The organism is Dactylosporangium sp. CS-047395, from assembly GCF_050942185.1.
Taxonomy (GTDB): domain Bacteria; phylum Actinomycetota; class Actinomycetes; order Mycobacteriales; family Micromonosporaceae; genus Dactylosporangium.
On record NZ_CP192015.1, the window covers coordinates 10,748,750 to 10,773,121 of the forward strand.

Here is a 24,372-nt window from a genome sequence, read left to right on the forward strand (position 1 = left end):
GTGGCCTCTGGTCTGGAATCGTTCTAATAAAGGGTCAGAACGTGCCCTGCGCGTTGCATTTGTAGCCCTGGTCGAGGCAGTCCCGCACCCGCTGGGCCAGCGCATCCGGCTCCCACGCATTGAAGAAGTCCGCATGCATGGAGAATCCGTTGCCGGACGCGAGGGTTATTCCGTTCGTGTCGGTGTTGAGCGGATACGCGATGACGAACGACACCGACGGAATGGGCACCGGGTGACTGGCCGGGCACGCCCCGGTGTGGTCCCCGTCGGCCATGTGCGCCTTGTGGTCGGGGGTGTCCAGGTGCACGCCGTCCCAGCAGTCCGGGAAGGTGATCTGGCGGACGAGTTCGGCCGTCCTGGCGCAGACCGGATACTCACCGCCCGCCGTCCGGCCGGTCTCGCCGCCGACGCCCGCGCACCAGAAGTGGTTGCCCTGCTTGTCCGGGGTGTCGCTCTGGTTCTTGGCGTCCCCGCTGATCATCCGCAGCCCGAACGGGAACGGCTGGGTCCGGCTCGGGTCCTTGAGGCGGGAACCGTAGTAGACGGTCACCTCCTTGGGGTCCACGACCTTGCCGTTCTGGTACAGCGTCGGAATCCAGTACGCGCTGTGGTCCTGCGCCGGCGTGCACGTCGTGCCGGCCGCGTAGAGCGACTCGGCCGTCGAGGCGGCGTTGGTGGACCGGTTGCCCAGGAACGTGTGGTCGTGCGAGGCGCCGGGCAGGCCCGGGAAGACGATCGGGTCGTCGGGCCCGTGGTGGCTCACCGTGCAGGTGGCGTGGAACTCGGGCACCTTCACCGGATTGTTCGTCACCGGCGCGGGCCGGCGGGCGAAGAACGCGGCGGTGTCGGCCTTCTGCCGCTCGGGATCGACGACGTTCGACACCGGCGCCGCCGTCGGCGAGCCGGGCAGCACCGCGGTCGGGGTCCGCTTGAACTGCAGCCAGTTGACGTTCACGAAGTCGCCCGCCTGCGGGCTCTTGAGCAGCAGGAACAGCGTCTGCGGGCCGGTCAGCCGGGTGGCGCTGACCGCGGTCCTGGTGGTCCAGTTCTGCCAGCCGCCGGTGTACCCGACCGGGTAGCTCGCCAGCAGCTCGCCGTCCCGCGCCCCGGCCCGCAGCTCGATCGTGCCGCCGGCGCGGCTGGCCGCGGCGACCCGGACGCTCGCGGTCAGCGAGCCCGGGCCGCCGAGGTCGACGTTGTCGTACCGCATCCAGTCGCCGTCGGCCAGCCACCCGGCGTTCTTGCCACCCCCGGCGTCGGACGTGTTCTCGGTCCTCGCCCCGCTCTGCGCGGTCCACGCCTCGGCCTGCACCACGCCGGCCGTGTCGACCTGCTCGGCGCCGGCCGTCGTGGTGAGGATGAGGCTGGTCGCCAGCGCACCGAGGACGGGGATGGCGAGCAGCGCCAGCAGGGTCCGGCGCCGCTGCGGCGGTCGGCTCGGCGGCACCCGATACGGGTTCAGCCGGGGGTCGAGCGGCATCGTGGACGTCCTCCGGTGCGCTGGTCTGTGGCCCGACCGTACGATCCGGAGAGCGCTCTCTCAAGGTCTCTAAGTGGAACGTAAACCTCGGCTAAGCGAGTTCACGGCCACTTCAGAGGCGGACGGACCAGCCGAACGGGTCCTCGGCGCGGCCGCGCTGGATGCCCACCAGCGCGTCGCGGATCGCGGCCGTGACCGGGCCTTCGGCGCCGCCGCCGATGGCGAACTCGCCGTCGTGCGAGCGGGCCCGGCCGATCGAGGTGATCACCACGCCGGTGCCGCAGGCGAACGTCTCCAGCAGGGTGCCGTCGGCCGCGTCGGAGCGCCACTCGTCGACCGAGTACGGGCGTTCGGTGACCGTCCAGCCGCGGTGGCGGGCCAGCGCGAGCACCGAGTCGCGGGTCACGCCCGGCAGGATCGAGCCGTTCAGCGGCGGCGTCACCAGGACCGGCGCCTCCGGCGAGCCGTGCACGAAGAACAGGTTCATGCTGCCGGACTCCTCGATCCAACGGTGCTCGACCGCGTCGAGGAAGACCGTCTGGTCGCAGCCGGCGTCCTGGGCCTGAGCCTGGGCCCGCAGGCTCACCGCGTAGTTCGCCGCCGCCTTGACGTGCCCGGTGCCGCCCGGCGCGGCCCGCGAGTAGTCCTGGGAGATCCAGACCGTGACCGGCTTGGCCCCGCCGGAGAAGTAGCCGCCGGCCGGGGAGGCGATGACCGCGAAGAGGTACTCCGAGGACGGCCGCACGCCCAGGAACGGGTCCGTGGCGATCATGAAGGGCCGGATGTAGAGGCTCTGCCCCTCGCCGGTCGGCACCCACTCCCGGTCCGCCTCGACCAGCGTGCGCACCGCCTGCAGGAAGAGCTCCTCGGGCAGCTGCGGCATGGCCAGCCGCTCGGCGGTCGTGTTCAGCCGGCGGGCGTTGGCCTCGGGGCGGAACAGGCCGATCCCGCCGTCCGGCAGCGCGTACGCCTTGAGCCCCTCGAACAGCTCCTGGCTGTAGTGCAGCGCCGCGGTCGCCGGCGAGAGCGACAGCGGCCCGAAGGGGATCAGCCGGGCGTCGTGCCAGCCCTCCCCCTCGGCATAGCGGACGGTGACCATGTGGTCGGTGAAGACGCGGCCGAACCCGGGATCGGCGAGCAGGGCGGCGCGCTCTTCCGCCGGGCGGCGCTCGGCCGGGACGATGTCGAATTCGAGCATCCCGGAACTGTAAGCGCTTCCTGAACGATCCCTAAGCTGAATCCCGGGGACTGGTCGGTAACAACCACTCAAAACAGATTGGCCGGAGGCGCCGGCGACGGAACCGCTGTCGCATCGGTCACCACCTTTGCCCCCGCGATCAGGTCGGTGAGGTCGTTCTCGGCCACCAGCCGGGCCGGGAACGGATCGGCCGCGCCGGCCCGGGCCAGCCGCGCCTGCGGGATGCGCCCCGGCTCGGCCGCGGCCACCAGGATCACGTTGCCGAACCGCCGCCCGCGCAGCACGGACGGCTCGGCGAGCAGGACGACCTCGCCGAAGAGGCGGCGCAGGGTCACCGCCTGGCCGCGGGCGAAGCCGAGCCCGGCCCCGTCGGCCAGGTTGGCCACGTAGATCCCGCCCGGGCGCAGCAGCCGGGCGGCGGCGGTCAGGAACTCCAGCGACGCCAGGTGGGCCGGCACCCGGGCGCCGCCGTAGACGTCGGCGACGACCAGGTCGAAGCGGCCCGGTGCGAGCGACTCGACCGCCTCGCGGGCGTCGGCCGCCCGGACCCGGATGTCGGCCCCGCGCGGCAGCGGCAGGTGCTCACGCACGAACGCGATGAGCGCCGCGTCCCGCTCGACCACCCGCTGGGCCGAGCCGGGCCGGGTCGCCGCCACGTACCGCGGCAGGGTCAGCGCCCCACCGCCGAGGTGCAGCACCGACAGCGGGGCGCCGGCCGGGGCCATCGCATCGATCACCGACGCGACCCGGCGCATGTACTCGAAGTCGAGCGTGCGCGGCTCCTCCAGGTCGAGGGCCGAGTGTGGATACCCGTCCAGCAGCAGCGTCCACCGGCCCGGCCGCCCGTCGTCCGGGCACAACTCGGCCACGCCCCCATCGACCTGCGCGACGATCCCCGTCGCCCGTTTCCGCCCACCCACGACGACAATCTTGCCCCTTGTCGTTCCCGGCACGGAGGACGAGGATTCGCAAAAAAGACCGGAGGTGCCGATGCAAGTACCCGCCGCTTTCGAGTACGCCAAGGCAACAAGCGTCGGTCAGACCCTGCAGCTCCTCGCGGAGTACGGCGAGGAGGCCCGCGTGATCGCCGGTGGGCACAGCCTCATCCCGATGATGAAGCTGCGCCTGGCCCGGCCGACCGCACTGATCGACATCAACGACGTGGCCGAGCTGTCCTACATCCGCGTCGACGGCCCACAGCTGCGCATCGGCGCCCTTACCCGGCACGCCGAGCTGCTCGCCTCGCCGCTGGTCGAGGAGCACTACCGGATCTTCGCCGACGCCGAGAAGGTGATCGCCGACCCGCTGGTGCGCAACCGGGGCACCGTCGGCGGCTCGCTGTGCCAGGCCGACCCGGCCGAGGACCTCTCGGCCGCCTTCGCCGCCGTCGACGCGTCGGTGGTCATCCAAGGCCCCTGCGGCACGCGCACCGTGCCGCTGAGCGAGTTCCACGTCGGGCCGTACGAGACCGTGGTCGAGGCGGGCGAGCTGCTCACCGAGATCCGGGTGCCGATCCGGCCGGGCGGCGGCTCCGCGTACTTCAAGGTCGAGCGGCGCGTCGGCGACTGGGCGGTCGCCGCGGCCGGTGCCGCACTGTGGATCTCCGGCGGCACCGTGCAGCGGGCCGGCATCGGCCTGGCCGCGGTCGGGGCCGCACACTTCCGGGCGGCCGAGGCCCAGGAGTACCTGGTCGGCCAGCCGGCCACCGAGGAGACCTTCGCCGCGGCGGGGCGCATCGCCGCCGAGCACACCAACCCGGTCGCCGACCAGCGCGGCCCGGTCGACTACAAGCGGCACCTCGCCGGCGAGCTCACCACGCGCGCGCTGCGTGCCGCGGCCGCCCGGGCCAGAGGTCAGGAGGCCTGAGCATGCAGATCACCGTGACGGTCAACGGGGAGCAGCACACCCGCGACGTCGAACCCCGCCTGCTGCTCGTGCACTTCCTGCGCGACGAGCTGGGCCTCACTGGCACGCACTGGGGCTGCGACACCTCCAACTGCGGCGTGTGCACCGTGACGCTCGACGGCGTGCCGGTGAAGTCGTGCACCGTGCTCGCGGTCATGGCCGACGGCAAGCGGGTCGGCACGGTCGAGGGCCTGGAGACCGCGGACGGGCTGGACAAGGTGCAACAGGGCTTCGTCCAGTGTCATGGACTGCAATGCGGCTTCTGTACCCCGGGCATGCTGGTCACCGCCCGCGCGCTGCTGGACCGCAACCCCGACCCGTCAGAGGGCGAGATTCGCGAGGCGATCTCCGGCCAGCTCTGCCGCTGCACGGGCTACGAGAACATCGTCCGATCGATCCGATGGGCGGCTCAGGCATGACTGTCACCGACAACCCCACCCCGATGGGCTTCGGCCGCATGCACCGCAAGGAGGACGCGCGGTTCGTGCGGGGCAAGGGTAACTACGTCGACGACGTGCGGCTGCCCGGCATGCTGCACGGGGCGTTCCTGCGCAGCCCCTACGCGCACGCGCGGATCGTCTCGATCGACACCAGCGCGGCCGAGGCGCTGCCGGGCGTCAAGGCGGTCATCACCGGCGCGGTGCTGGAGACGCTGAAGCTGGCCTGGATGCCCACGCTGTCCTACGACACGCAGGCGGTGCTCGCCACCGACAAGGTGCGCTTCCAGAACCAGGAGGTCGCGTTCGTGGTGGCCGACAGCCACTACATCGCGCGCGACGCCCTGGAGCTCATCGAGGTCGAGTACGACCCGCTGCCGGTCGTCGCCGACGCCAAGCAGGCCCTCGCCCCGGGCGCCCCGGTCATCCGGGACGACAAGGAGGGCAAGACCGACAACCACATCTTCGACTGGAGCGCCGGGGACAAGGAGAAGACCGACGCGGTCTTCGCCGAGGCCGAGGTGGTCGTGGCCGAGGACGTGCTCTACCCGCGGGTGCACCCCTCGCCGCTGGAGACGTGCGGCGCGGTCGCCGACTTCGACAAGGTCAGCGGCAAGCTCACGATCTACTCGACCACGCAGGCGCCGCACGCCCACCGGACCGTGTACGCGCTCGTCGCCGGCCTGCCCGAGCACAAGATCCGGGTGATCTCGCCCGACATCGGCGGCGGCTTCGGCGGCAAGGTCGGCATCTACCCCGGCTACGTGCTGGCCATCGTCGGCTCGATCGTCACCGGCAAGCCGGTCAAGTGGATGGAGGACCGCAACGAGCACCTGACCTCCACCGCGTTCGCCCGCGACTACCACATGCGCGGCGAGATCGCGGCGACCAGGGACGGCAAGATCAAGGCCCTGCGGGTCAACGTGCTCGCCGACCACGGCGCCTTCAACGGCACCGCCCAGCCGACCAAGTTCCCAGCCGGCTTCTTCCACATCTTCACCGGCTCCTACGACCTCGAGGCTGCCTCGTGCGACGTCACGGGCGTCTACACCAACAAGGCGCCGGGCGGGGTGGCGTACGCCTGCTCGTTCCGGATCACCGAGGCGGTGTACCTCGTCGAGCGCATGATCGACGTGCTGGCCTACGAGCTGAAGATGGACCCGGCCGAGCTGCGGATGAAGAACCTGCTCAAGCCCGAGCAGTTCCCGTACACCACGCCCACCGGCTGGGAGTACGACTCCGGCGACTACCCGAAGGCGCTGCGGCTGGCGCTGGACATGGTCGGGTACGAGCAGCTGCGCCGGGAGCAGGCGGAGAAGCGGGAGCTCGGGCAGTACATGGGAATCGGCCTGAGCTTTTTCACCGAGGGCGTCGGCGCCGGTCCGCGCAAGCACATGGACATCCTCGGGCTCGGCATGGCCGACGGCGCCGAGCTGCGGGTGCACCCGACCGGCAAGGCCGTCCTGCGGCTGTCGGTGCAGACCCAGGGGCAGGGCCACGAGACCACGTTCGCCCAGATCGTGGCCGAGGAGCTCGGCATCTCCCCCGACGACATCGAGGTCGTGCACGGCGACACCGATCAGACCCCCTTCGGCCTCGGTACCTACGGATCGCGCTCCACCCCCGTCAGCGGCGCGGCCACGGCGATCGTCGCGCGCAAGGTGCGCGACCGGGCCCGGATCGTGGCCTCGGCGATGCTGGAGGTGTCCCCGGACGACCTGGACTGGGAGAAGGGCCGCTTCTTCGTGAAGGGCGACCCGGACCAGGGCCGGACGATCCAGGAGATCGCGATGGCGGCGCACTCCAGCCTCGAGCTGCCCGAGGGCGTGGAGGGCCACCTCGACGCGACGACGGTCTACAACCCGCCCAACCTGACCTACCCGTTCGGCGCGTACGTCTGCGTCGTGGACGTCGACCCGGCCACCGGCCAGGTCAAGGTGCGCCGATTCATCGCCGTCGACGACTGCGGAGTCCGGATCAACCCGATGATCGTCGAGGGGCAGGTGCACGGCGGCCTGGCCGACGGCATCGGCATGGCCCTCATGCAGCTCATGGCGTTCGACGAGGACGGCAACCACCTCGGCGCCTCGCTGATGGACTACCTGCTGCCGACGGCGCTGGAGTGCCCGTCGTGGGAGCTCGGCGAGACCGTCACCCCGTCGCCGCACCACCCGATCGGCGCCAAGGGCGTCGGCGAGTCGGCCACGGTCGGTTCCCCGGCCGCGGTCGTCAACGCCGTGCTCGACGCGATCAAGCCGTTCGGGGTCCGGCACGCCGACATGCCCCTCACGCCGTCGAACGTCTGGCGGGCCGTGCAGGGCAACCCGATCCGGACCGACATGGCCATCGGCTGATGAACCTCCTGAACCGCGCGGACCAACTGCGCGACGCCCGCACCCCGTTCGTCCTCGCGACGGTGGTGCGGGCGGAGCGCCCCACCAGCGCCAAGGCCGGCGACCGCGCGCTGGTCCTGCCCGACGGCACGATGGAGGGCTTCGTCGGCGGCACCTGCGCCGAGTCCACGGTGCGTCTGCAGGGGCTGCAGCTGCTGGCGACGGGCGAGTCGACGCTGCTGCGCATCACGCCCGACGACGCCGAGCCCGACGCGCGGCCGGACGCCGAGGGGCTGTTGACGGTCGCGAATCCTTGCCTTTCCGGCGGTACCCTCGAAATCTTCCTCGAGGCGATGATCCCGGCGCCGCTGGTCTTCGTCTTCGGCGAGGCGCCGGTCGCCCGCGCGATGGTGGACGTCGTGCGGTCGGTGGGCTGGGACGCGCGCCAGGCGGTCGATCTGGACAGCCCGGTCCCGCTGGACGCCGACGCCGTCGTGGTCGCCTCGCACGGACGGGACGAGCTGGAGATCCTGGCCGCCGCGGTCAAGGCCCGGACGCCCTACATCGCGCTCGTGGCCAGCCGCAAGCGCGCGGCGGCGGTCCTGGCCGAGCTCGACCGGCCCGACGCCGTGGTGCACGCCCCGGCCGGCCTGGACATCGGCGCGCGGACGCCGCACGAGATCGCGCTGTCCGTGGTCGCCGAGATCATCTTCGTCCGACCCCGGCAGACGGCGCCGGCCGCCGTTGCCACGACGGCCAAGGACCCGGTGTGCAACATGGACGTCGCGGTCGTGCCGGGCGCCCTGCACTACCAGCACGAGGTGACCGTGTACTACTTCTGCGGCAGCGGCTGCCGCAGCGCGTTCGCCGACGACCCGGCCCGGTACCTGTGATCGAGGACGTCGAAGCGCTCGTCGCCGGGCTGGACGGGCAGGGCTACCTCGCCGAGGAGGGGCTAGGGACGGCGCTCTTCCTCGCGGTCCGGCTGCGCCAGCCGATCCTGCTGGAGGGCGAGCCCGGCGTGGGCAAGACGGCCGCGGCGGGCGCGCTGGCGTCCACTCTGGACACGCCGCTGATCCGGCTGCAGTGCTACGAGGGGCTCAGCGCGGCGGAGGCGCTGTACGAGTGGAACTATCCGCGCCAGCTGCTCGGCATCCGGCTGGCCGAGGCGCGCGGCGAGACCCCGCGCGAGGCGGACCTGTTCGCGCCGGAGTACCTGCTGCGCCGCCCGTTGCTGGCCGCGATCGAGCATCCGGGGCCGCGACCGGCGGTGCTGCTCATCGACGAGATCGACCGGGCCGACGACGAGTTCGAGGCGTTCCTGTTCGAGCTGCTCGCCGAGGGCGCGGTCACCATCCCGGAGCTGGGCACGCGGCGCGCCGTCGTCCCGCCGATCGTGGTGCTCACCTCCAACCGGACCCGGGACCTGCACGACGCGTTGTTGCGGCGCTGCCTGTACCACTGGATCGGCTATCCGGACCAGGCCCGCGTGGCCGCCATCATCCGCCGGCGGGTGCCCGCGGCCGGTGCGCCGCTCGCCGAGCGGGTGGCCGGCGCGGTGTCCAAGCTGCGGGGCCTCGAGCTGGTCAAGCCGCCCGGGGTGGCCGAGGCGATCTCGTGGGCCAATGCGCTGCAGCTGCTCGGGCTGGGGTGGGACTCCGGGTCGGCGGGCATGACGCTCGGGGCGGTGCTGAAGTACCGCGAGGACGAGGAGGCGGCGCGTGCCCTTCTCGCCGACATCACTGGCTGATCTGGTCGCGGCCTTCACGGCGGCGTTGCGCCAGGCGGGGCTGTCGGTGGGGCCGGATCGCGCTTCACGCTTCGCTCAGGCGATCACCGTGCTCGATCCTTCGTTCCTGGATGAGCTCCATCGCTGTGCTCGGGCGACGCTCGTGTCGTCGCCTTCGGACTTCGCGTTGCTGGACGCCGTGTTCGACGCGGTGTTCCGGGGTTACAGCGACGTGGCCGAGTTTCGGGGCGATACCAACGCTTCCGGGGCCTCGCGTTCGTCGTCCGGCGTTCCTTCGGTGGGGGATGCATCGGGCAATGCTCCGGCTCGGGACATTCCGGTCGGCGTCGCCGGAAGCGGGGCCGAGCGGCTGGCCACGCGGGACTTCGCCACGCTCAGCGAGGACGAGCTCGACCGCCTCGCGGCGCTGATGAGGCTGCTGCGGTTCGCCACCCCGCCCCGGCGCAGCCGCCGCTTCCGCCCGGCCGCCGACGGGCGCCAGATCGACCTGCGCTCGGCCCTGCGCAAGGCCCGCCGCACGGGTGGTGAGCCGCTGTCCCTGCCCCGGCGGACCCGGCGCGAGAAGCCCCGGCGGCTGGTGGTGCTGTGCGACATCTCCGGGTCGATGGAGCCTTATGCAAGGGCGATGATCCAGCTCTTGTACTGCGCGGCCGGCGCCTCCCGGGCCGAGGTGTTCACGTTCGCCACGCGGCTGACCCGGCTCACGCGCCTCATGGCCCGGCGCACGACCCCGGCCGCGGCGTTGCAACGGGCCGGGCAGGCAGCGCCGGACTGGTCGGGCGGGACCCGGATCGGGGCGGCGCTGCGGCGGTTCAACGACCAGTACGGCCGCCGGGGTCTGGCCCGTGGCGCGGTGGTCCTGATCGTCTCCGACGGGTGGGAGACCGGCGACCCGGCCCAGGTCGGCACCGAGATGGCCCGCCTGCGCCGGCTGGCCCACCGGATCGTGTGGGTCAACCCGCGCACCCAGAGCCCGCGCTACCGCCCGCTGGTCGGCGGCATGGCCGCGGCCTGGCCGCACTGCGACGCCGTGGTCAGCGGGCACTCCCTGGAAGCGATCGGCCCCCTGCTCGAAGCACTCCGAGCAGGGGGTGGATCAGCGGACGGTCTTTCGGGCACCGTTGGATACCGTGCGATGTCCTGAAAAGCAGTGGGGGAGCAAGCTCCACCCACACCCCCTCAAAACCAGCGCCGAACCGACGGGCCGCATTGCTAGCAGTGGAACGAGGCGGGGGCGGCGTTCGGGCCCCAGGGGACGGTCCCGACGAGCAGGACGGTGGTCTGCTCGCCCGGTTTGAGCTTCTTGTCGCGGGGCGCCAGTTCGACGTTCGCCGCCGTCTGGGTCGCCGTGCCGTTCACCGCCAGCTCGACCTTCTGCGTGCCGGTGTAGGCGAAGCGCACCTTGACGTCGTTGAGCGTCTGGCGGCCGGTGTTCCTGATCGTGGCCTGCGCGATGTACACGCCGCCGAGGTTGAGCACGGTGGAGTACTGCACCGAGCACGCCGACGCCGCCGGCGCGCCGCCCTCGCCCTGGTCGGCCATGAACGCGGCCACCCACGACAGGGTCGAGTTCCAGTTGATGGCGATCTCGTTGGTGGAGTACGAGTTGATGTCGTCGACGTAGCAGAACTGCGGCGCGCAGCCGGGCAGGAGCTTCTGCGCGAGCGGGTCCTGCAGGTTCGAGTTCGGCCCGCCCGCGAGGGAGCCCGCCGGCGGGTGCGGCAGCGCCGCGTTGAGCTGGTGCGCGAAGATCCGCGTGTGCTGGTTCTGCGAGGCGCGCTCGCCGTAGCCGGTCACGTAGGACTGGTTGAGGGCGTTGCGGCCCAGCAGGTAGTCCATGCCCGAGGCGACGCCGTCGCGGAAGTCCGCCGACCCGGTCAGGTCGTAGGCGGTCGCGATGACGACGAGGTTGTTGAGCACGGCGCTGTTGGAGCCCCACTCGTACTTGCCCGAGGTGGGCGCGTACGCGATGCCGTACGGGTTGGCCCGCACGGTGGCCAGGTAGGCCTTGGCCCCGTCGACCACCGACTGGCGGACCCGGTCGCGGTCCGGCAGGCCGTTGGGCACGGTGGCCAGGTCGAGCCGGCCCAGCGCGGCGGTGAAGCCCCAGCTGAAGCCCTCCGGCTTGAACACGTCCGCGGTGTGCCACTTGGAGGCGGTCACCGCGTCGCGGTAGGTCTTCTCACCGGTGCTGATGTACAGCTCGGCCGCGGCCCAGTAGAACTCGTCGGACACGTCGGCGTCGTCGTACGCGCCGCCGCCGTTGCCGTCGCTGACCAGCGCGTAGATCGCCGGGTGGGCCAACGCCGCCGCGTACGCGGTCTTCGACGCCGCGAGCAGCTTCGCCGCGAACGCCTTGTCGTAGGGCTGGAACAGGCGGGCACCCTGCGCCGCCGTGGCCGCCAGGTTCAGCGTGGCCGCGGTCGACGGCGCGTGCAGCTCGCGCGGCTGCGGGTCGGCCGCCGGGTCGAGCGGCAGGCCGGTCCAGTTCTGGTCGTGGATCTTGTGGTGCGCCATGCCGGCCAGCGGCTGCCCGGCGGGCACCTGCATGCGCAGCAGGAACTCGAGCTCCCAGCGGGCCTCGTCGAGCACGTCGGGCACCTGGTTGCCGTGCTCCGGCAGGCGCAGGGACCCGTCGGCCAGGCGCTGCGGGTCGCCGCTCGCGGCCGTCTTCGAGCGCTCGTAGGTGCTCATCAGCTGGGCCGCCGCGATGCCCCCGTTGACCACGTACTTGCCGTGGTCGCCGGCGTCGTACCAGCCGCCCCGCACGTCGAGGCGGTAGTCGCACACGCCGGCCTGGCACGGGACGTCGGTGTCGCCCTGGTTGGGCGCGACCCCGAGGTGCCCGGCCTTGCGGGCGTACCCCGGCGCGATCGCGTCGGAGATCTCGATCCCGCTGCGCTGGACGTAGAACCAGGACAGCGCGTCGGTGCGCAGCTGCTCGTAGGCGGCCGCAGCCCCGATGTCGAACGGCACGCTGGTCTCGCCGTCGGCGGTCAGCGTGAAGCCCTTGCCCTGGGTCTTGTACCGCGAGAAGTCGGCCGTCTGCACGTTCTGCCCGCTCGTGGCGTCCACCCCGCGCGGGGTGGTGGTCCCGCTGGCGACCACGGCGCCGGCGGCGTTCTTGAGCTGCCAGGGCAGGGCGGCGGTGGCCTCGGTGACGACGGTCGCCTGCTTCGGGCCATTGGCCTGGTAGCCGACCTGGTTGACCCGCACCCGCGGGCCGGTGTCCGGCACGTACACGGGCGGCGGTGCCCCTCCCTGCAGCGAGACGTTGTCGACGCAGAACGTGTAGGCCGTCGCGCTGCCGCCGACCTGGAACGCGACCTGCCCGGCGGTGGTGTCGGCGGCCGCGGTGAAGGTGTAGCTGAAGTCCTTGGCCTCGGGCGTGAGCTGCGGGGCCTCGGAGATTTCCTGGGTGTACGGCGGGTCGGCCAGCTGCACGTTGGCCCGCACGGTGACCGGGACGGACGCGCTGGCCGAGAACGCGAGCTTGTACGACTCGCCGGCCTGCAGGGTGATCGCGTTCTGCCCGATGATGGCGTCCCACGGGTTGGTGGTGCCCGCGGGAATGCTCGCGCACAGTCGCCCGTCAATGACCGAGGCCGGCGAGTTGCCGGTCCACCACCACGGGTCCGTGCCGTTGTCGAACGTGCCGTTGACGATCTGTTCCGCCGGGTCCGCGTGGGCCGCGGAGGAACCGAGCGGAACCAGCAACAATGCGGCCGCAATGGCGATGGGTAATTTGCGCTGCACAGACACCCCTTTGGCGGAAAAGTGTTGGGAGCGTTCCCACGGTGTCTTAGCGCACAGGGGCTGTCAAGATGTGAAGCGCTTCAACGCTTGAGCGTCGGCATGACGTACCAGACGCCGATGAAAGCTGCAACGAAGGCCACGCTGGCCGCGATCGCCCAGGGCAGGCCCACCACGACCTGAAAAATCAGGAAAACCGCACCGACGACGGACATCCACAGGAACCACAGTCCGATGCCGGCCAGATTGCTGCTCACGGCGACCAGCTGCCCCTTGCGGCCGCGCCGGAACAGAATGCGGTGGTGGCTGACCGGCGCGATGAGGAACAGGGTGGCCACGGCCGTGCACAGGATCGTCACGATATAGGTGACCTTCTGGGCCGGGGTGACGGTCGCGAATCGCTCGTTGAACGGCAGCGTCAGCAGGAACGCGAACAGGATCTGCACGCCGGTCTGGGCGACCCGCAGCTCCTGGAGCAGTTCCGTCCAATTCCGGTCGTACCGCTCGTTGCGCGTCTCATCGCCCCGGTCCGGCGGCTCGCGATCGGCCATGCGGGTCCATTTACCCACCGGATCAACCGGACGAACCTGGCGGTTCGGCTCGTCCTGGGCCGGTGCGGGCCGACGATCTCCAACTCAGGGCTGTGCAAGCTTGGACGCTGGGCTTATCGTCGCGACGTGAGTGCCCCCTTCGATGAGCTGACCGCCGGGCGCCGCGCGTGGATCGCGCGGGCCGGCCTCGCCGAGCTCGCCGCGACGATCGGCGGACCCGGCCGGGCGGCGGTCGCCGCCCGGCCGGACCTGCTGGCCCGGGTGGACCAGCACGCGGCCGCGATCCGTGACTCCCTCGGCGGTGCGCTGCTGGACCCGGTCGCCCTGGCCGGTTACTCGGCCGCGATCCGCGATGCGGCGCGCGATGCCGGTGACCCGCTGGACGACTGGTCGCGCCCGACCTGGGCGATGCTGCGCCTGCTCGCGGTGTGCTGCCTGGTTCCGTAACTTTCAGGGGCTACTTCAGGAACCGCTTGTCCGCGTGCAGGTTGTCGGCCAGGCGGATGGTGATGAACTCGTTGTTGTCCGGCTGACCCGCGGTGCGGCCGTTGGAGAACGGGAAGTTGTTGTCGTTCACCACGCCCAGCGTGCGGTCGTCGAGGATCACGACGTCCTCGATGGTCTGGAACGGGAACGTGAACACGTCGGCGCTGCCGCCCAGGTGGCGCGGGTCGGCGATGTTCATCAGGTCCGCGACGAGGGTCTTGTCCATCTTGCCGTCGCGGTTGCGGTCGCGCTTGTCGGCCAGGTAGATGCGCTTGAACTTGGCCGTGGCGCCCTGGCCGTTGTCGCGCTCGATGACCAGGAACCGGTCGTTGTCCACGGCGATGGCGTCGCCGATCGCGTTGGCCGGGTCCTCGAGCTGGTAGGTGAAGTACTTGCCGGTGTACCGCTGCTTCGGCAGGTCGAACTCGTTGAGCCGCAGCGCACCGGCGGGGTCGCCGGCCACGGTGCCCTCGAGCAGCGGGTACAGCGTCCGGCCGTCGGGCGACTGCGCAAGGCCCTCGAAGCCCTTGCTGCTGTTGATCGTCGGGTTGCGCGGTTCCGACTGGTCCGGGTTCTCCGGCGCGCGCACGCCGGCCAGCGGGATCGGCGCCTGCAGCAGGCGGCCGGCCCGGTCGAAGTGCAGCAGGTACGGGCCGAACTCGTCGCCGATCCAGTACGAGCCGTCCTTGACCCGCTGGATCGACTCGATGTCGAAGTCCGCCCCGGTGAGCACGCGGTCCTTGCGGGTCAGCGCGAACGGCACGAAGTTGTTCGGGTCGGTCAGGTTGATGCCGCCGAGCACGTCGACGGTCTTCTTGCCGTAGTCCGGCCCGAGGTGCTGGATGCGCAGCACGAAGTCGGCGCTGTTGGACTTGCTGCCGTAGCCGTTGTCGGAGATGACGTCGAACGTGCCGTCACCGTTCTTGACGATGCCGCTGAAGCCCTGGATCGGCTGGTCGTCGAAGGGCGGGGTGATGCCGTTGGACGGGGTGCCGCCCAGCTGCGAGCCGGACGGGTCGCTCGCGGAGACGAACGTCGCCGCGGGCAGCATGGCCCAGCCGGTCAGCGTCACCCGGTTCTCGTGGCCGTTGTGCGCATCGGCACTCGGCGCCGCCAGCGTCAGGGCCAGCGCGCCGACGCCCACGCCCAGGGCAACACGTCGAAGATTCTTCATGCGCCCGCACGCTATGCAGCCGCCGTGAACCGTTCCTAGACTTTTTGTGTCATCTGCCCGAGCAGCGTATGTAGGCGGTTGACGATGCCCGGTCCATCGGTGATCTTGCCGCTGTCGAGGTAGTACACGAACGACGCACGCAGCACCAGGGCCCCGTCCGAGGTCTCGACGTACGCCTGGCCCTCGTCGAAGTACGAGAAGGTGCCGGCGTCGATCTCTTTGGCGTCCTTGACCGCGGCCTTGTCGTAGCCGACCTGCTCGCCGGCGGCCATGGCCGGGCGGGAGACGCTGAGGAAAATGTAGAACGCCCCGGACGCGCCGTCGACGGCACAGGCCTTGAGGCTGTCGGTGTCCCGGCGCTCCTGGCCGGCGGGCTGCTCGCCCAGCGCGGCCTGGTACTGCGCGTCGCTGGCGAGCGCGCACACGTCGACGGAGTCGTAGGCGGCGGCGTTGGACTTCGCCTCGGGCGGCGCGGCCACCTTGTCCTCACCGCAGCCGGCGAGCACCAGGACGGTGCTCGCCAGCAGCAGCGCTTTGCGAAGGGTGAGGGTCACCCGTTCTTCTTAGACGCGGCCGAAGTCCTGCGTCCAGTAGGGCGTGCCGTCGGCCTTGTACGCCACACCGACGCCCACCGCGACGGACGAGCAGTTCATGATGTTGGCGCGGTGCCCCGGGCTGTTGATCCAGCCGGTGACGACGTCCTGCGCGCTGCGGTAGCCCCACGCGATGTTCTCGGCCGACGCGCCGGTGGTGTAGCCGGCGGCCACCTCACGCTGCACGAAGTTGCTGCCGTTGGAGCCGGTGTGGTCGAAGAAGTTCTTCGTCACCATGTCGGTGCTGTGCGCCCGGGCGGCGGCGACCAGGCGGGTGTCGATGCGCAGCGCGCCACAGCCGTTGGCCGTGCGGTAGTTGTTGGTGAGGGTCACGACCTGGGTCTCCAGGTCCGACGGCGTCGTGGTCGGCGCCTTGGTGACCGGCGCCTTGGTGACCGGCGTGGCCGGGGTCTTCTTGGCGACCGTCTTCTTCTTTTTCTTCTTCTTGGTGGACGTCTTGGCGGCCACGTCGTCCGCGGCGTTGGCGCCCACGGCCTCGGCGACGTGCGCGACAGCGGCCTTGGCGGGCGCGGCGGCCGCGAAGGCCTGGGCACCGGTGGTCGTGACGAGCGCGAAACCGAGGGGAGCCGCGATGAGCGCGGCGGCGATCGTGGTGGCGCGGCGGGCGAATCGGGTCACTGTTCAGGCCTTCCGTTGCGGGGACAGTGATGTCTGACGCAATGGGTATCGGGACCGTCACAGCCCGCCTGAGCTGCCGAACCTTCAAGCAACCCCCGGCAACCGACCGGCTACCACCGAGCCGCGCTGGGTGCTTCCTCCCTAGTGGGCGGGCACCCGGAATTCGGCCAAAGGTTGGAGGGAAGCGTGGCCGGGCATTTCTACGGTTGAGGTACACATCGAAGAAGGAGCCAACGCCATGTCCAGTCTCGTCAGGCCCCGTGACAACCGCTGGATCGCCGGCGTCTGCTCGGGCCTCGCCCGCCGCTTCGGCATGTCGCCGAACATCATGCGGCTGATCTTCGTCATCTCGTGCCTGCTGCCCGGCCCGCAGTTCGTGATCTACCTGGTCCTGTGGGTGCTCATGCCGGACGAGGCGAAGGCGGCGCGGAGCTACCGCTGATCCAGCTTGGTGGCCCGGGAGTGCGGCCCGGGCCACCTTCTCCTCTTGGGGGGGGACGATATGTCGGGCGCTGGCGCGCCGCGACATATCGGACTTATCGCCCGACAGGGTATTCGCCTTTTGCGTCCGCTTTCCCCGGAGCGGACCGGTTAGCGCCGGGTGCGGCAGGGTTCGTCCGTTTATGCGCCGCGGACCCGAGCCGAAGTCGGTGGCATGTCCAACGACACGAGCACCAGCGCGGCCGGCACCTACGGCGACTACTCCGAGGCCACCCGCCGCAGCATCGCGCGCTCCACGCTCAACGGCCTGATGACCTGGCTCGGCGAGCCCGGCCTGGCCGCGGCGCGCGAGTCCGCGGGCCTGCAGGCGGCGATCGACCAGCACGCGGCCTCGGTGCGCGATGCGCTGGGCGATCCCGAGAGCGGCCCGGGCGCGGTACCCCTGGCGGGCTATGCGACCGGCGTGCGCGACGCGCTGATCGAGGCCGAGTGGCAGCTGCCGCCCACGACCGACCTGGACTGGTCGAGCCTGGAGTGGCCGGCCCTGCGCCTGATCGCGATCTGCTCCCTGGCCCGCGCGGGCGGCTTCGTCTAGGCCTGCTTCGCGGTCCTACCGGACAGCAGCAGCGCGCACGCCGCTCCGAGGACGCAGATCACGGCGGTGGCGAGGAAGATTTCGCGGTACTCCGTGCGCAGCGCCGCCTGCACCGCCGCCTTGTACGCGTCGAGCATCCGCCGCTGTTCGTCCGGCGGCTTGCCGAACACGAGCGGAATGTTCAGGTGCGCGGTGAGCTCGTGGAAGCGGTGCAGACCCCAGGCGGTCAGCGCCGCGACCCCGATGAGCATGCCCATCATGCGCGCCACGACCACCGCCGACGAGGCGACCCCGTGCTGGGCGGGCGGAGTGGCACGCAGCACGGCGGCGGAGAGCGGCCCGATCACGAGCCCGAGCCCGAACCCCGCGACCGCGAGGTCGGTGTCGAGCCGCGGGAGGAACCCGAGGTGCTGCCGCGCGAGGACGTCGGCGGGCCAGTCGGCGATCAGGACGTACCCAAGGGCGGCAATGAACAGACCGGCGACGGCCACGACCCTTTCGCCGAGGCGCGCCACCAGCCACCCGCCAAGCACCGCGCCAACCGGCAGCGCGACCAGGAACCGGGTCAGCACCAGCGTTCCCTGCACCCCACCGCGCCCGAGCAGCGTCTGCGCCACCAGCTCAACATCGACGAGCGTCACCATGAGCGCCGCGCCCGCGCAGAAACTCGCCCCGAGCGCCGCGAAGAACGGCCGCGGCACCGCCCCGCGCAGGTCCACCAGCCGGGTCCGGGCCCGCAGCTCCCAGACGACGAACAGCACGGCCGCGACTCCAGCGCCGGCCAACGCCCACCCACCCCACGGCGGCAGCACCGCACGCTCGGGATCGGGGTTGTAGAGCGCCACCACGGCCGCCCCGAGCGACACCGCCAGCAGCAACCCTCCCACGAGGTCCGTTTTCCGCTTTGGTACGTCCTGTGCCTGCCCCGGCAGCGCCACCCAAACAAGCACGATCGCCACGGCCGCCAGCGGGAGGTTGAGCCAGAAGATCCCCCGCCACGACCCGAGCGCCGCGGCGATGCCGACCCCGTACAGCGGCCCGAGTACGCTCCCGAGTTCCTGCGCCGCCCCGACCACCCCGAGCACCCCGGCCCGCCGCTGCTCAGCCCAGAGGTCCCCGGCCAGCGCCAGCGTCACCGGCAGCAGCGCCCCACCGGCCAGCCCCTGCAGCGCCCGCCCGGAGGCCAGCAGCCAGATCGACTCCCCGGAGGCGGCGGTGACGGCGGACCCGGCCGCGAATCCGACGAGGCACCCGATCAGTACCGCCCGCCGCCCGAACCGATCCGAGAGCGACCCGAGCAGCGGCATCCCCGCGATGTACCCGAGCAGAAACCCCGTGACAACGGGCGTGACCCGCTCGAGCCGATTGGTCGCAATGTGCAACGCGTCGAGAATGTCGGTGAGCACGCCGACGACGACATAAGCGTCCAACGCCGCCAGCAGCACGGTCGCCCCGCCGACCCCGATAGCGAGCCGCCGCCGCGCGGTCCCGGCGGAACGTTCCATCACCGCCACAACGATTACTTCGGCGGCGCGATGCTGACTGCGGCGTCAAACTCGGTGAACGTCACGGTCACCGTCCCGCCCTTGGACTCCCCCGACGCGGGCAGCGCAAAGGCCGCCTTGAGCAGCCGCTTGCTGTCCTTGGCAATCCAAAGCTTCCCCGGCACCGTGCCGGTGACCCCCGGAACGATCTTCGAAAGATCATCGGCCACGAACTTCGCACTGACCCGGTACGTCGCCTGCCCGTCAACGCTCTCGGCCGCCTCGGTCTTCCCCTCGGTAGCGGTACTGAGAACCTTGGCAATCCCCCGCTCCGGATCAAGAATGGCCGACGGATCGTAGACAGTGGCCGCGAGCGCGAGCGGCAGCTGCTGGTAGTCCCCGGTAGCCCCCTTGAGCCACATCGTCTTCCCGACGATGGTGAAGCTGAGATCGGTAGTGGTCCCAAGCTGCTCAATCTGCGCCGTACCCTGGGCGTTCCCCTCCTTGGTGAGCACCCCGTCAGCCCGCTTGAGCGCCAGCCCGGCGATGGTCCCATCAGCCGTGATCAAGAACTTCGCCGTCTTGATCGACCCCATGGCCGCGGACGAGTCCTTGAGCAGCCCCTCGGCCGCCGGCAGATTCTGATCAGCAGCGGGGGCGGAGCTCTTGTTGTCCTTGTCGCCGCCGGTACACCCGGCAAGCGCAACAACAACCGCCGCAAGCGCAGCGATACCGGCAACAAGCCGCCCGGGGCGATACTGGGTGCGGGACATACGGGCATGCTAGCCCCGCAGGGAAACTCCGCGCCTTCCGGACACTGAGCGTTGTCTCAGCCTTCCCCCTTCTTCACGCGCCGGGTTTTGTCGTACCCGGCGGGTAGGGTCAGCGCTACGAACGAACCGCTCGAACAAACGGACGGACCCGGCCCCGTCCCGACGCCCGACCGGTTCGTGACCGGCAGTTTCCTTATCCGACCACGACGATCTGACCCCCGCGCGACCGATGCTGATGCCGATGCGGCGACCGGCGACCGCACCGTTTCAGCGCCGCTCACACAACCGCCGACCCGACTGGCGGCGACCACGGCAGACGCCCGCTCCCACGGCGTCGCAATCCGACGGGTCACGGCGGCGGCGGCGACACGACGGACGGCGGCGCGGCGACGGCGGCGACGACGGACGGCGGCTGCTGCGGCGTCGGCGGCTCGATCCGTCGGCGGCGACCACGGCTACGGCGACCCGGCGACCCGGCGACCACAGCGGCCACGACGACGGCGACGACCACAGCGACGACCACGGCCGCAATGGCTCGATGCGGCGCCGACGCCCGTCGCCAACAGCCGCAACGGGCGAGTCGCGGGCGCCCGCTGCCGTTACGGTCGGCCACGCGCCCCAGCGGACCGTTCGGGGCGACGACACGGTCGTTGGTCGGAGTCGGGAACTGCCTGTCGGTCACGAACTGATCGGGGAAGGATGGGCCGGGTTCATCCTTCGCGTCGATCGGTTCGTTCTGGGGCTGACTCTACCGGCGGGGTACGACAAAAATCGTGGACCAGCGCGAAGGCCTAGACGGCGCGGACGAGACCTGAGCAAGCCGCGCCGGCGAGGCTGGCGATCAGGTCAGGAGCGGCCCGCGAGGAGTTCGGAGACGGCGCGGCCCGCGGCGGCTGTTGCGCCGAAGGTGGCGATGTGGACGTCGCCCAGAGGGGCCGCCGGGACGCCCATTTCCACCACGATGGCGTCTGGGCGGACGGACAGGGCGGCCTTCAGGGCGTCCGTCATCCAGGCGTACCTGTGCGGATCGCGCACGACCAGGACCAGCGGGCGGTTCCGGGAGGCGTCCAGCGCGTCGGGCAAGCCGGCCGCCGAGGACAGGCGTACGCCCGTTGCCGGGATCAGCTCCGCCAGCGGCGCCAGCAGGCCCCAGGGGGTTTCCGGGGCGATCGCCAGGTTCAGTTCGGGCTGGAACTCGATCACGTACGGGGCCGAGGTCAGCGGGAACAGGGCGTCCGGGGCCAAGATCCGCAGGGCCCGCCGGGCGGCTGACAGACCGAGAGCAGCGGCGCGCGGGTCCGGCGAGAGTTTGGGTGCCGCCTGCGACCAGGCGGCCAGTCTGCGCACCCGCTCCGCGGCGTCGGCCAGGCGCTCCTCCGGCAGCTCTCCCGCGCGGACGGCGGCCACGATGGCGTCGCGGAGCACGGTGGCGGTTTCCTCGTCGGCGTGTTCGCCGCCTACGCAGATCGCGTCCGCTCCCGCGGCCAGGGCCAGGACCGTGGCGTTGGTCAGACCGTAGCGGTCGGAGATGGCGCGCATCTCGATGCCGTCGGTCACGATCAGGCCGTCGAAGCCCAATTCTCCCCGGAGCAGGTCGGTCATGATGGTGCGGCTCAGGGTGGCCGGCATCTCCGGGTCCAGCGACGGTACGCGCAGGTGGGCGCTCATCACCGCCTGTACGCCGGCGGCTATCGCGGCTCGGAACGGGATCAGCTCCAGGGCGTCCAGTTCGGCTCGGCCGGCCTTGATCAGGGGGACGTCCAGGTGGGAGTCGACGTTGGTGTTGCCGTGGCCGGGGAAGTGCTTGGCGCACGCGGCCACGCCGGACTCCTGCAGGCCGGTGATCCAGGCGGCGGTGTGGCGGGCCACGCGGTCGGGTTCGGCGCCGAAGGCTCGGGAGCCGATGACCGGGTTGTTCGGGTCGTTGTTGACGTCGGCGTCCGGGGCGTAGTCGAACGTGATGCCGGCGGCGGCCAGGTCGCGGCCGATGTGGCACGCCACCTCGCGGGTCAGGGCCGGGTCGTCGATCGCGCCCAGGGCCAGGTTGCCGGGCCAGGGGCTGCCGGTGTGGGCGTCGATGCGGGTGACGTCGCCGGCCTCCTCGTCGATGGCGACGATGATGTCCGGCTTCTCGGCGCGCAGGGCGGCGGTCAGTTCGGCCACCTGATCGCGGTCGACCACGTTGCGGGCGAACAAGGCGACGCCGCCCAGCCCTTCGGCGAGGCGGCGGCGTAGCCAGGGTGGGGGCTCCTTGCCCACGAATCCCGGCTGGAGCACGGCGTTCGCCATGCTCTCGAGTTCGACCCCCGTGCTTGCGTCCATGCGTGTGACCCACCCCTTCGCTTGGCGAAAATGGTCACATCACGACTCGGTAATAGTCAAGAAACCTTCCAGTAGTTAACAGCGTCTTCGCAGTTCAAGACGCAATCAGGATGAGCCGTTCGGGCGGATGGTCCAGACCACGGTCATCGCGGTTGTGACGGCGCCGTCCGCGCGGGTGATCTCCACGTGCACCGGGAACTCGGGCCGCGCGCCGCCCGTGAGCTCCTCCATGACCTCGCGCACGGGGCGGCCCAGCGTCGCCGTGGCCGTCACCGGGCCGCGGGCCAGCTTGAGGTACGAGATGTCCGAGCGGACCGCCAACGGGGTGCCCAGGTGCATGTACGGCCCGAAGGCGGCCATCCCGACCGCGCCCGAGGCGGTCTCGCCCAGCGTGAACAGGGCACCGGCGTGCGGGCCGGCCACGTGGTTGTGCAGGCGGTCCTCGTCGGGCAGGGTCGCCACGGCCCGGACGGCGTCGCCCTCGGCGGCGATGTCGGTGATCTCGATGCCGAGGGTGCGCGCGAACGGTACGGCCGCGATGAGGTTCTCCGCGACCGCCTTCATGTCGTCAGTCATGCCGGGGATGTTACCGGCGGGTAGCAACGAGCGGACTCAGGAGAACAGCCGACCGATCGCCCGGACGATCTCGACGTAGAAGTTGCCCTCGATCTGGCGGAAGATCTGGAACGGCTCGTCCGGCGAGCCGAAGAACGGCCGCAGCGTCCAGGCCAGCTGCGTGCCCACGAAGCCGAACAGCAGGATCCACACGTTGAGCAGGGTCATGCTGGCCGGTCGCTCGCCCGGCGGCAGCTCGGGCTGGCGCGGCGACAGCGTCATGAGGAACAGCAGCGGCAGCTTCACCGCCGAGAGCGCCGCCATCGCGACGCTGTGAGAGGCGCCGAGTACAGCTCCGTAGCAGGCCAGGGCCACCACGGAGCTGTACAGCATCTGCCTCGTCAGCTTGCCGAGCTCGCGCTCCTCACCGATCTGCCGCCAGATCCCCTCGCGGTCGCGCAGGATCCGCTCGATGACGAGCAGTCCAGAACTGGATTCGCCATAGGCTGCCATCGGCGCAGGCTAAGTGATGCATGTCACTCAGCGCCACCCCACGTCGATGCGTTGCCCTCTTTCGTCGAAAAAGTGCAGTGCTTCCATGCGCACAGCGACGGTCAAGGGATGACCGTGCGTCACGTTCGGGTACGGCGCCAGGCGCACCGCCAGTTCCGCCGGCCGGCGGTGGTGGCGGCCCGGGTCGCTCAGCACGCTCTCGCGGTTCTGCGGGCGGCGCTGAGGGGCCCGCCCGTTGACGCCGGCCCCGACGAGCTCGTCCTCGCCGCCCCGGCCGGTGAGCTTGCTGACGAACTTGCGGAGCCCCCCGCCGTTGATCGGCACGTCCGTCGGGGGCTTGCCGATCTCGTCGACGATGACCGCCGTCGCCCCGATGTCCAGGAAGGCGAGCGACTCGTGACCGTGGTGCTCGAGGTACCGAATCCGGCCTCGCAAAACGTCGCCCGTGGTCGAATCGGGGACCGGGGTCAACGCCTCCGCCCGCACCCCGATGACGATTCGCTCCCCGTGGAAGTGGGCCACCTGCCGCGAGCGCAGGTCGTTCCAGGGCAGGTGCAGCACCTGGTCGCCCATGTGCAGCGCGATGTGCCGGTCGAGGTGCACGTACACCTCGGCCTCGAGCAGGTTCATCCGCGGGCTGCCGAGGAACGCGGCGACGTAGAGGGTCGCCGGCCGCCCGTACACCTGCGTCGGGGTGCCCACGTCCTGCAGGACGCCCTTGCGCAGGATCGCCACCCGGTCGGCCATGGTCAGCGCCTCGGCCTGGTCGTGGGTGACGTAGATCGTGGTGACGCCGAGCTCCCGCACCAGGCCGGAGATCTCGGCCCGCAGCTCGGCCCGCAGCCCACTGTCCAGGTTGGACAGCGGCTCGTCCATGAGGAAGAGCTTCGGCCGCCGTACTATGGCCCGCCCCATCGCCACGCGCTGGCGCTGGCCACCGGAGAGCTGCCCGGGCTTGCGGGCGAGCACGTCCCCTATGCCCAGCGCGCTGGCGACCTCGGCGACCTGCTCCGCCCGCGGCTCCGGCTCGATGCCGGACAGCCGAAGCGGGAAGCCGATGTTCTCCCCGACGGTCATATGTGGATAGAGCGCGAAGTCCTGGAAGACCATCGCGACCCCCCGCTCCCGCGGCGGCAGGTCGTTGGCCAGTTCACCATCCATGATGATCGCGCCGGAGGTGGGGTCCTCCAGCCCGGCCACCATGCGCAGCAGCGTCGACTTCCCGCAGCCACTGGGACCGAGGAGCACCATGAACTCGCCCTGTCCCACATCGAGGTTCACTCGGTCGACGGCAACCGTGCCGTCGGCGAAGACCTTCATCACATCTTTGAGTGCGACGGTAGCCACCGTCACCTCCACCCCAGGTCAGCATTCGCGGTTCGGCCAGTTA

General features: G+C 71.0%; 24 protein-coding genes. 9 read left to right on the plus strand and 15 right to left on the minus strand.

Annotated elements, in window-relative coordinates:
- Positions 1 to 34 precede the first annotated feature (34 nt).
- The 3 genes from ACQP00_RS50155 to ACQP00_RS50165 form a co-directional block, all read right to left on the minus strand.
- Positions 35 to 1,480, minus strand: coding sequence for a DUF1996 domain-containing protein (locus tag ACQP00_RS50155; protein WP_433211263.1), 1,446 nt, complete (start codon positions 1,478 to 1,480; stop codon positions 35 to 37).
- A gap of 112 nt (positions 1,481 to 1,592) precedes the next feature.
- Positions 1,593 to 2,678, minus strand: a complete 1,086-nt coding sequence (locus ACQP00_RS50160) for a branched-chain amino acid aminotransferase (RefSeq protein ID WP_433211266.1) — start codon at positions 2,676 to 2,678, stop codon at positions 1,593 to 1,595.
- 68 nt (positions 2,679 to 2,746) lie between these two features.
- Complete coding sequence (locus ACQP00_RS50165; protein WP_433211269.1) at positions 2,747 to 3,598, minus strand: spermidine synthase; 852 nt, start codon at positions 3,596 to 3,598, stop codon at positions 2,747 to 2,749.
- A 70-nt stretch (positions 3,599 to 3,668) separates the two neighbouring features.
- On the opposite strand from ACQP00_RS50165, the gene ACQP00_RS50170 reads away from it, so the two are divergent.
- From ACQP00_RS50170 to ACQP00_RS50195, 6 genes are read left to right on the plus strand one after another with little or no spacing between them, the layout of a single operon-like run.
- On the plus strand, positions 3,669 to 4,544 hold the full coding sequence (locus tag ACQP00_RS50170; protein ID WP_433211272.1) for an FAD binding domain-containing protein: 876 nt from the start codon (positions 3,669 to 3,671) through the stop codon (positions 4,542 to 4,544).
- A 2-nt stretch (positions 4,545 to 4,546) separates the two neighbouring features.
- Positions 4,547 to 5,002 carry a (2Fe-2S)-binding protein gene (locus tag ACQP00_RS50175; RefSeq protein WP_433211275.1) on the plus strand — a complete coding sequence of 152 codons (456 nt, stop codon included), beginning with the start codon at positions 4,547 to 4,549 and terminating at the stop codon, positions 5,000 to 5,002.
- Positions 4,999 to 7,374 (plus strand): aerobic carbon-monoxide dehydrogenase large subunit, encoded by a 2,376-nt coding sequence (locus tag ACQP00_RS50180; RefSeq protein ID WP_433211278.1) that lies wholly within the window; start codon positions 4,999 to 5,001, stop codon positions 7,372 to 7,374. Before ACQP00_RS50175 ends, ACQP00_RS50180 begins: the two co-directional genes overlap by 4 nt.
- The gene (locus tag ACQP00_RS50185; protein WP_433211281.1) at positions 7,374 to 8,246 is read left to right on the plus strand and encodes an XdhC family protein; all 873 of its coding nucleotides are present in this window, start codon (positions 7,374 to 7,376) and stop codon (positions 8,244 to 8,246) included. Before ACQP00_RS50180 ends, ACQP00_RS50185 begins: the two co-directional genes overlap by 1 nt.
- On the plus strand, positions 8,243 to 9,103 hold the full coding sequence (locus tag ACQP00_RS50190; protein WP_433211284.1) for an AAA family ATPase: 861 nt from the start codon (positions 8,243 to 8,245) through the stop codon (positions 9,101 to 9,103). Before ACQP00_RS50185 ends, ACQP00_RS50190 begins: the two co-directional genes overlap by 4 nt.
- On the plus strand, positions 9,075 to 10,247 hold the full coding sequence (locus tag ACQP00_RS50195; RefSeq protein WP_433211287.1) for a vWA domain-containing protein: 1,173 nt from the start codon (positions 9,075 to 9,077) through the stop codon (positions 10,245 to 10,247). Before ACQP00_RS50190 ends, ACQP00_RS50195 begins: the two co-directional genes overlap by 29 nt.
- 68 nt (positions 10,248 to 10,315) lie before the next feature.
- On the opposite strand, the gene ACQP00_RS50200 is transcribed toward ACQP00_RS50195, so the two are convergent.
- Together ACQP00_RS50200 and ACQP00_RS50205 are read right to left on the minus strand one after the other, a co-directional pair.
- Positions 10,316 to 12,859, minus strand: coding sequence for a glycoside hydrolase family 9 protein (locus ACQP00_RS50200; protein WP_433211290.1), 2,544 nt, complete (start codon positions 12,857 to 12,859; stop codon positions 10,316 to 10,318).
- Positions 12,860 to 12,939: 80 nt separating this feature from the next.
- Positions 12,940 to 13,407 (minus strand): DUF6328 family protein, encoded by a 468-nt coding sequence (locus ACQP00_RS50205; RefSeq protein ID WP_433211293.1) that lies wholly within the window; start codon positions 13,405 to 13,407, stop codon positions 12,940 to 12,942.
- Positions 13,408 to 13,533: 126 nt separating this feature from the next.
- On the opposite strand from ACQP00_RS50205, the gene ACQP00_RS50210 reads away from it, so the two are divergent.
- Complete coding sequence (locus ACQP00_RS50210) at positions 13,534 to 13,854, plus strand: DUF6401 family natural product biosynthesis protein (RefSeq protein WP_433211296.1); 321 nt, start codon at positions 13,534 to 13,536, stop codon at positions 13,852 to 13,854.
- A 10-nt stretch (positions 13,855 to 13,864) separates the two neighbouring features.
- Here ACQP00_RS50210 and ACQP00_RS50215 read toward each other — a convergent pair whose 3' ends face one another.
- The 3 genes from ACQP00_RS50215 to ACQP00_RS50225 are packed head-to-tail and all read right to left on the minus strand — an operon-like array spanning position 13,865 to position 16,299.
- On the minus strand, positions 13,865 to 15,067 hold the full coding sequence (locus tag ACQP00_RS50215; protein ID WP_433211299.1) for an esterase-like activity of phytase family protein: 1,203 nt from the start codon (positions 15,065 to 15,067) through the stop codon (positions 13,865 to 13,867).
- 35 nt (positions 15,068 to 15,102) lie between these two features.
- Positions 15,103 to 15,621, minus strand: a complete 519-nt coding sequence (locus tag ACQP00_RS50220; protein ID WP_433211302.1) for a hypothetical protein — start codon at positions 15,619 to 15,621, stop codon at positions 15,103 to 15,105.
- A gap of 9 nt (positions 15,622 to 15,630) precedes the next feature.
- Positions 15,631 to 16,299, minus strand: coding sequence for a CAP domain-containing protein (locus ACQP00_RS50225; protein WP_433211305.1), 669 nt, complete (start codon positions 16,297 to 16,299; stop codon positions 15,631 to 15,633).
- Positions 16,300 to 16,537: 238 nt separating this feature from the next.
- Here ACQP00_RS50225 and ACQP00_RS50230 point away from each other — a divergent pair, with 238 nt between their 5' ends.
- On the plus strand, positions 16,538 to 16,741 hold the full coding sequence (locus tag ACQP00_RS50230; RefSeq protein ID WP_433211308.1) for a PspC domain-containing protein: 204 nt from the start codon (positions 16,538 to 16,540) through the stop codon (positions 16,739 to 16,741).
- Between the two features lie 213 nt (positions 16,742 to 16,954).
- Complete coding sequence (locus ACQP00_RS50235; RefSeq protein ID WP_433211311.1) at positions 16,955 to 17,335, plus strand: DUF6401 family natural product biosynthesis protein; 381 nt, start codon at positions 16,955 to 16,957, stop codon at positions 17,333 to 17,335.
- On the opposite strand, the gene ACQP00_RS50240 is transcribed toward ACQP00_RS50235, so the two are convergent.
- From ACQP00_RS50240 to ACQP00_RS50270, 7 genes are all read right to left on the minus strand, one after another.
- Positions 17,332 to 18,840: an MFS transporter gene (locus ACQP00_RS50240; RefSeq protein ID WP_433224309.1), complete on the minus strand. Its 1,509-nt coding sequence runs from the start codon at positions 18,838 to 18,840 to the stop codon at positions 17,332 to 17,334. The genes ACQP00_RS50235 and ACQP00_RS50240 overlap by 4 nt on opposite strands.
- A gap of 14 nt (positions 18,841 to 18,854) precedes the next feature.
- Positions 18,855 to 19,592, minus strand: a complete 738-nt coding sequence (locus ACQP00_RS50245) for an LppX_LprAFG lipoprotein (protein WP_433211314.1) — start codon at positions 19,590 to 19,592, stop codon at positions 18,855 to 18,857.
- Positions 19,593 to 19,941: 349 nt separating this feature from the next.
- The gene (locus ACQP00_RS50250; protein ID WP_433211317.1) at positions 19,942 to 20,115 is read right to left on the minus strand and encodes a hypothetical protein; all 174 of its coding nucleotides are present in this window, start codon (positions 20,113 to 20,115) and stop codon (positions 19,942 to 19,944) included.
- Between the two features lie 323 nt (positions 20,116 to 20,438).
- A complete protein-coding gene (locus ACQP00_RS50255; RefSeq protein WP_433211320.1) occupies positions 20,439 to 21,914 on the minus strand; it encodes a glycoside hydrolase family 3 protein in 1,476 nt (491 codons plus the stop codon).
- Between the two features lie 105 nt (positions 21,915 to 22,019).
- Complete coding sequence (locus ACQP00_RS50260; RefSeq protein ID WP_433211323.1) at positions 22,020 to 22,490, minus strand: DUF4442 domain-containing protein; 471 nt, start codon at positions 22,488 to 22,490, stop codon at positions 22,020 to 22,022.
- 36 nt (positions 22,491 to 22,526) lie between these two features.
- Positions 22,527 to 22,982 carry a hypothetical protein gene (locus tag ACQP00_RS50265; RefSeq protein WP_433211326.1) on the minus strand — a complete coding sequence of 152 codons (456 nt, stop codon included), beginning with the start codon at positions 22,980 to 22,982 and terminating at the stop codon, positions 22,527 to 22,529.
- Positions 22,983 to 23,009: 27 nt separating this feature from the next.
- On the minus strand, positions 23,010 to 24,329 hold the full coding sequence (locus ACQP00_RS50270; RefSeq protein ID WP_433224311.1) for an ABC transporter ATP-binding protein: 1,320 nt from the start codon (positions 24,327 to 24,329) through the stop codon (positions 23,010 to 23,012).
- Between the last annotated feature and the right edge of the window lie 43 nt (positions 24,330 to 24,372).